This is a genomic window from Vibrio sp. Vb1554, from assembly GCF_033344235.1.
Map to the genome: position 1 here is coordinate 1 of NZ_JAWPOJ010000061.1, position 6368 is coordinate 6368.

Here is a 6368-nt window from a genome sequence, read left to right on the forward strand (position 1 = left end):
GGGGTCGCGGGTTCGAGTCCCGTCCACTCCGCCACTTATATTAAGCCTCAGTCGAAAGACTGAGGCTTTTTTCGTTTCTACTGCGGCGTTTCCCTGAAGTGTGTTTACACCTAATTAGACTACTCCCCATAATCCCTACTAAGTGAACTTTGCGTGATTACACACTAGGCTTTAATTAATATAGGCCGTTGATGCTGTGGAAAGACAATATGACCTACAAACAAACCTAAGTAATCTATGGTATTCAAAGGCGTTCAACGGCTTGAATCTTGATGAGAAAGAAAAAACGAACTGTGCACATAATCCAGAAAAGCGTCATATATACCCCCAATCTCTCCTGGCTCAAAAATCAAACGACTTGAAAAGAATTGGAAGGTGAAAGATTGAAGGAGCTCTTCATTAGCGAGGTGATGATTTTCGACGCTGAACATTTGATGAGTCTCAGAAAAAATATATCGCCAAGGGGTAAGAAGCGCCAAAACAGAGAGGGGTAGCTTAGCTCGAGGCTGTAAGCTATGCGGAATACTCACAAACGTCAAAGCTCAAACCCATTAAGAGAGTCGCTCTAGATCTAAGTGGTTATGTGCTCACTAGCGGTACTAGAAAATAGTTAAGTATTCCAAATGGATTATATGAAAAAGCCAACTGCTAAAGCGGTTGGCTTAGTATAAAAATCTCGACGTACTTTAGAGCGAGAAATGATGTCTAAAGAATACGTTTTAAAACACCATCTGCCTTTAGGCGGGTAATTTTTCTGACCAGTCGCTGTACCCCTATAGGATAGTCTTCTACTTTCTCTAATTGCTTATAAGTACAGATAAGGTGAGTATGCTCAAGAATACGCGAAACTTCGTCTTCAAACTTCTCAGTGAGCTTCGCATAATTGTCTTGTATGAGTAGCCCATTTTCTAGGTCGAGTGACCAAGCACGTGGGTTTAGGTTATTCCCAGTAAGTAGCATATAGCGTTTATCAACCCAAATACCCTTAAGGTGGAAGCTGTTATTGTCATGCTTCCATAGGTGAATTGACAATTTACGTGCGGCGATATTCGCTTCATTGTCTTTCGCAAAGCGACGCAAATTCACTTCGTAAAGATATGGAAGTCCGCCAATGGTTTTAAAGTCTTCCTCGGGTGCAATGTAAAAGTCGTTGGCGGTTTTATCACCCACAACAATAGTTACTTTCACACCACGCTTCATGGCTCGTTTCACTTCACGATGAAGTGCTTTAGGGAAGTTAAAGTAAGGCGTACAAATGAAAATTTCGTCTTGGGCTGCTGCCAATAACTTTACAATCTGTTGATTGAGCAGATTACGGCGTTTGCCTAGCCCAACTAACGGAGTGACTTTTACGCTTTCTTCTGTTGCAGCTTGGTCTTCAAACTTATAGTTGGCTTGAGCAAGAGAAGCCCTCAGTTGGCGAATCGCCGACTTTATTTCTTTGGTTTCTGGCTTATCTTTTCCTGCAAGATCATTAACGGCAGGGTGAGCAATCATTTCTTCCTGAATGAATTGCACCATTGAATTCGCTAAAGGTTCATGTCGAATCACATGGTAACGATCAAATCGATAACGTTCATGATAATGGAGATAAACGTTATTTAAGCTCGCCCCACTGTAGATAACAGTATCATCGACAATGAAGCCTTTTAAATGCAGTACCCCAAAAACTTCTCTGCCACGCACTGGTATGCCATAGACAGGGATTGGGTGTAGGTACTTACTGGCATATGCTTTGTAAAGCGCTGAATTACCCTCAGATGTCTCCGCACCAATCAGGCCACGCTGCGCTCGATGCCAGTCGACACAGATATTGATGTCCAACCCAGGATTGCGCTGTTTCGCTTCATAAAGCGCAGTGAGAATTTCACGTCCAGCTTCATCATCTTCCAGATATAGAGCGACTAGGTAAATTCGCGACGTTGCTTTGCTGATCGCATCTAAAAGACGGGTTCTGAATGATTCTGCTGAATACAGAACATCAAAGTCTTCCGGATTGACAGCGAGACTTGGCAACTGTTCGAATGGATTCCTACTTACTATCATATCGGTATGAGTACCTTAGTTTAGTGCAATATTGCGAACCTGCCATTTTATCAAAGATATGATTTACCTGGCTACAAAAGCACGCGTTTTGATGTCGTTGAAGAGATGAATTGCATTGGAATGAGATCTTTACCGCTATCTACGTAACGTTGAAATGCCATTTTTAGCGGGTGTGGTAGCTCAGAGCAATCAATTGTTGTGAATCCATGCTTGGAATAATAGGATTCGAGATGTGTAAACGCGAAGCAATAATCGCCATCAGTGAAAACATTGTTTTTACAATGAGTTAGTAGTTTTTTTCCAATCCCTGTTCCCCTAACTTTCGGAATGACCAACATTCCTGTCAACAGACGAACTTTATCTACACTTTTTAAACGTAGTAACGCAATGATTTCACCCTTATGGCTTGCTGTAATGATCAATTCATCCTTTTTGGCTCGACCCGCAGGGTAATACGCTTTGTATAGTTTCTTAATGAGGGGGAGCTTGATGGGATTTAACACTTCTATGATTAATGAGTCTGGTATTGTCACTGCGGTTAAAAGATAACTAATGTAGAATGTCGACAGTTTAAGAGAATCTTATCTGGTGTTGCAAACCTACTATGCAAATTAAAACAAATGCGAGCCTAAAGGCTTACCATACTTTTGGAATTGAACAATCGTGTTCCTATTTAGCTATCGTTGAGTCGCTCGAAGATGTTATTGAGCTATTTCAAAACCCAAGATTCACCCATTTACCGAAACTTTTTTTAGGTAAAGGAAGTAATGTTCTTTTTACAGAACATTTTGAGGGATTAGTGATTGTTAATCGAATCATGGGTAAAGAAGTCACGGAAACGGATGAGGACTACCTATTACATATTGCCGGTGGTGAAGATTGGCCTGAATTGGTTTCCTGGTGTGTGAATCAGGGGATCGGTGGGATCGAGAACTTAGCTTTGATTCCAGGTTGTGCTGGCTCGGCTCCTATTCAGAACATTGGTGCGTATGGCCTAGAGCTAAAAGACATCTGTGATTATGTAGATGTTCTTGACCTAACTACGTTTGAAAACAAAAGAATGCACGCCCAAGACTGTGAGTTTGCCTATAGGGATTCCATATTTAAACATGCGTTGCACGGAAAGTGCTTTATCACCGCATTAGGGCTTAAGTTGGCGAAGCAATGGCAGCCGATTAACCAGTACGGCCCTTTACAAAGTATCCCAGAAGAACAACTCAGCCCTGCTTCTATCTTCGAACGAGTATGCCAAGTGCGAAAGGCAAAACTGCCAGATCCAACGAAGATAGGTAACGCAGGTAGTTTCTTTAAAAACCCTGTGATCACAGAAGATCACTATGATCGACTCACAAAAAAATACCCTAACGTAGTGGCCTACCCAGCTTCAGGAGGAATGAAAATTGCTGCTGGTTGGCTTATTGATCAGTGTGGATTAAAAGGGAAGTCTGTACACGGTGCGCAGGTCAACCCTATGCAAGCTTTGGTTTTGACCAACATAGATAATTGTAGTGCTGATGACATTGTCGCGCTTGCTTCTTTAGTGAAGCATACAGTATGGGACAAATACCAAATCATACTTGAGCATGAAGTACGCTTTCTCAATCGTACCGGGGAGACCAATTTGGCTCAGATCGAGGCATCTAGATGAGAAAAGATCACTCTACGAAACTTCATATTCTAAAGTTATTAAGTGATGGAGAGTTTCATTCAGGAGAAGCGTTGGGCGACGATCTTAATGTTTCTAGAGCGGCAATCGCTAAGCACATTAAAGGTCTTAGTGAATGGGGTATTGATATTTATCGAGTGCAAGGGCGCGGTTACCAATTAGCCTCACCATTGCAGTTGTTAGACGAGACTCTCCTTACCACTAGCTCGGAGTCACTTGTTGAACTCGTCCCTGTGATTGACTCAACGAATCAATATTTGCTCGACAGAGTCGCGGATTCGGAAAAGGGCCGTGTTTGTATTGCTGAATATCAAGCACAAGGGCGTGGTCGCCGCGGTAGACAATGGGTCTCACCGTTTGGCTCTAACTTATATCTCTCTATGTATTGGCGACTGGATGCAGGAATGGCTGCGGCAATGGGCTTGAGCTTGGTGATTGGGATTGCCGCAGTGGAAGCTTTGGAAGAAGTAGGCATGCAAGGTGTTAAACTCAAGTGGCCGAATGACTTGTATTATCAAGATAAAAAACTGGCCGGAATCTTGGTTGAAATGTCGGGTCAGGCCGGTGGGGCTGCTCATCTAGTGATTGGGATGGGCCTGAATATTGGAATGCCTGACGACCAGCCTGAGATTGACCAGCCATGGACCACGTTGAACCAAGTAAATCAGAGTCTCAAGATCGATAGAAATGTTCTAGCAATGACACTTATCAAGCATTGGAATTCCGCACTTGTCGAATATGAAATGAAAGGACTTACTGGCTTTATCGAACGTTGGAATCGGTTAGACAATTTCCTTAATCGTCAGGTCAAACTGCTTATTGGTCCTAGAGAGGTATATGGCGTCGTTCGAGGCATCGATCATCAAGGTGGAATATTAATCGAAACCTCCCAAGGACTAGAGACTTATATTGGTGGTGAAATCTCGTTGCGTAAAAGTGACTAATCTTCGATTACTTTCGCAACGAGACTTTATCAACTAAGTGGTTAACGCCTTTGTGTAGAATCAAGTGGGCTCTCTCACGAGTTGGAAGAATATTCAATTCTAAATTGAGCCCATTAATATCATGCCAAATTTGCTTCGCTTTTTTCTTTGCGTCATCGACAGAGAGTTGTGTGTAGTGGCTAAAATAAGAGCCTGGTTTCGTAAAGGCCCCTTGGCGAAACTTTAAAAAGCGTTCTACATACCAATGTTCAATGGTTTCTGTTTCTGCGTCGACATAAATTGAAAAATCTAAAAAGTCAGAGACGAAGACACGATGCGGGTCATGTGGATAGTCCATTCCACTTTGCAGAACGTTTAAACCTTCAATAATAAGAACATCCGGTCTATCCACTTTCCTTAGTTCATCAGTAATGTCATACGTGATGTGAGAGTAGATGGGTACTTCAAGATCGGGCTTTCCTGCCTTTACGTCAGACATGAACTCGACTAAGCGCTTGATATCATAGGATTCTGGGAAGCCTTTACGATGCATGATACCGCGTTCTTCTAGTACTTTTTTCGGATATAGGAAGCCATCTGTTGTAACCAAGGACACTTTGGGATGATTCTCCCAACGAGAAAGCAATGCCGTTAGAATACGAGCAGTCGTACTTTTGCCTACAGCAACACTGCCAGCGATACCAATTACGAAAGGGGGAGCATGTTCCTCTGTATTTAAGAATTGTTGTAATACGGAATTGCGGCTTTGACGAGCCTGGACATACAGATTCAAAAGACGAGACAAAGGAAGGTAGATCTCTACCGCTTCCTCCATGGTTAGGTTTTCATTAATGCCCTGAAGCGCAGTCAAGTCGTCTTCAGAAAGTGTCATCGGTACAGAGTTTCTTAACTCGGCCCAATTTGCACGGTCAAATGACAAAAATGGACTCATGGGTCTCTTTTATCCTTGGTTTAATAGAAGCAAGAACATACATCAAGCGAACTTCAAAGCAAACGACAAAGGTCGAAGTTTACTTTAAAAAAGCTAAGTTTGTACGAATTTGCAGCAAACGAATCTAAAAAATCGAAATTTATGATTTTTTTTCAAATTACTATTGCAACCTAGAAAATCATTCAATAGAATGCGCACCACTTATGCCGACTTAGCTCAGTAGGTAGAGCAACTGACTTGTAATCAGTAGGTCACCAGTTCGATTCCGGTAGTCGGCACCATTCTTTCCTTTAGTAGTCTGAATGGCTTGAAAATTTGGAGGGGTTCCCGAGTGGCCAAAGGGAGCAGACTGTAAATCTGCCGGCACTGCCTTCGATGGTTCGAATCCGTCCCCCTCCACCATATTCTTTAGGAAATAGCTCTCAGAGTTACGTGTTGCGGGCATCGTATAATGGCTATTACCTCAGCCTTCCAAGCTGATGATGCGGGTTCGATTCCCGCTGCCCGCTCCACTCTAATTTGAGTGCTGATATAGCTCAGGTGGTAGAGCGCATCCTTGGTAAGGATGAGGTCGGCAGTTCGAGTCTGCCTATCAGCACCAGCTCTCAAGTTTATTTCCTTTTGATATTAGATTTACCAATTATCTTTTTTTGGTTGCGTGGTCAATTTGGGCCACCTAAATCCGTACCTAGAGGGACCACTCATGTCTAAAGAAAAATTTGAACGTACGAAACCGCACGTTAACGTTGGTACTATCGGCCACGTTGACCACGGTAAAACA

Annotated in this window: 5 protein-coding genes and 4 tRNA genes; 6 read left to right on the top strand and 3 right to left on the bottom strand. The window is 42.7% G+C overall.

Annotated features, from left to right (window positions below):
• Positions 1–705: 705 nt before the first annotated feature.
• Both pssA and R8N28_RS23380 read right to left on the bottom strand, forming a co-directional pair.
• Positions 706–2046: a CDP-diacylglycerol--serine O-phosphatidyltransferase gene (pssA, locus tag R8N28_RS23375; RefSeq protein WP_065275604.1), complete on the bottom strand. Its 1341-nt coding sequence runs from the start codon at positions 2044–2046 to the stop codon at positions 706–708.
• Positions 2047–2117: 71 nt separating this feature from the next.
• Positions 2118–2549, bottom strand: a complete 432-nt coding sequence (locus R8N28_RS23380; RefSeq protein ID WP_017821963.1) for a GNAT family N-acetyltransferase — start codon at positions 2547–2549, stop codon at positions 2118–2120.
• A 101-nt stretch (positions 2550–2650) separates the two neighbouring features.
• Between R8N28_RS23380 and murB the strand changes: the two genes are divergently transcribed.
• Both murB and birA read left to right on the top strand, forming a co-directional pair.
• Complete coding sequence (gene murB / locus R8N28_RS23385; protein ID WP_005373053.1) at positions 2651–3694, top strand: UDP-N-acetylmuramate dehydrogenase; 1044 nt, start codon at positions 2651–2653, stop codon at positions 3692–3694.
• Complete coding sequence (gene birA, locus R8N28_RS23390; protein WP_005373054.1) at positions 3691–4656, top strand: bifunctional biotin--[acetyl-CoA-carboxylase] ligase/biotin operon repressor BirA; 966 nt, start codon at positions 3691–3693, stop codon at positions 4654–4656. The genes murB and birA overlap by 4 nt, the downstream gene beginning before the upstream one ends.
• Before the next feature lie 7 nt (positions 4657–4663).
• Here birA and coaA read toward each other — a convergent pair whose 3' ends face one another.
• Entirely contained in the window at positions 4664–5587 is a 924-nt protein-coding gene (coaA, locus tag R8N28_RS23395; protein WP_005388683.1) for a type I pantothenate kinase, read from the bottom strand.
• Positions 5588–5792: 205 nt separating this feature from the next.
• Here coaA and R8N28_RS23400 point away from each other — a divergent pair.
• From R8N28_RS23400 to R8N28_RS23415, 4 genes are all read left to right on the top strand, one after another.
• Positions 5793–5868, top strand: a tRNA-Thr gene (locus tag R8N28_RS23400).
• Positions 5869–5904: 36 nt separating this feature from the next.
• Positions 5905–5989 (top strand) — tRNA-Tyr (locus R8N28_RS23405).
• Between the two features lie 35 nt (positions 5990–6024).
• Positions 6025–6099: transfer RNA gene (locus R8N28_RS23410), tRNA-Gly, on the top strand.
• A 13-nt stretch (positions 6100–6112) separates the two neighbouring features.
• Positions 6113–6188 (top strand) — tRNA-Thr (locus tag R8N28_RS23415).
• Positions 6189–6368: the final 180 nt, after the last annotated feature.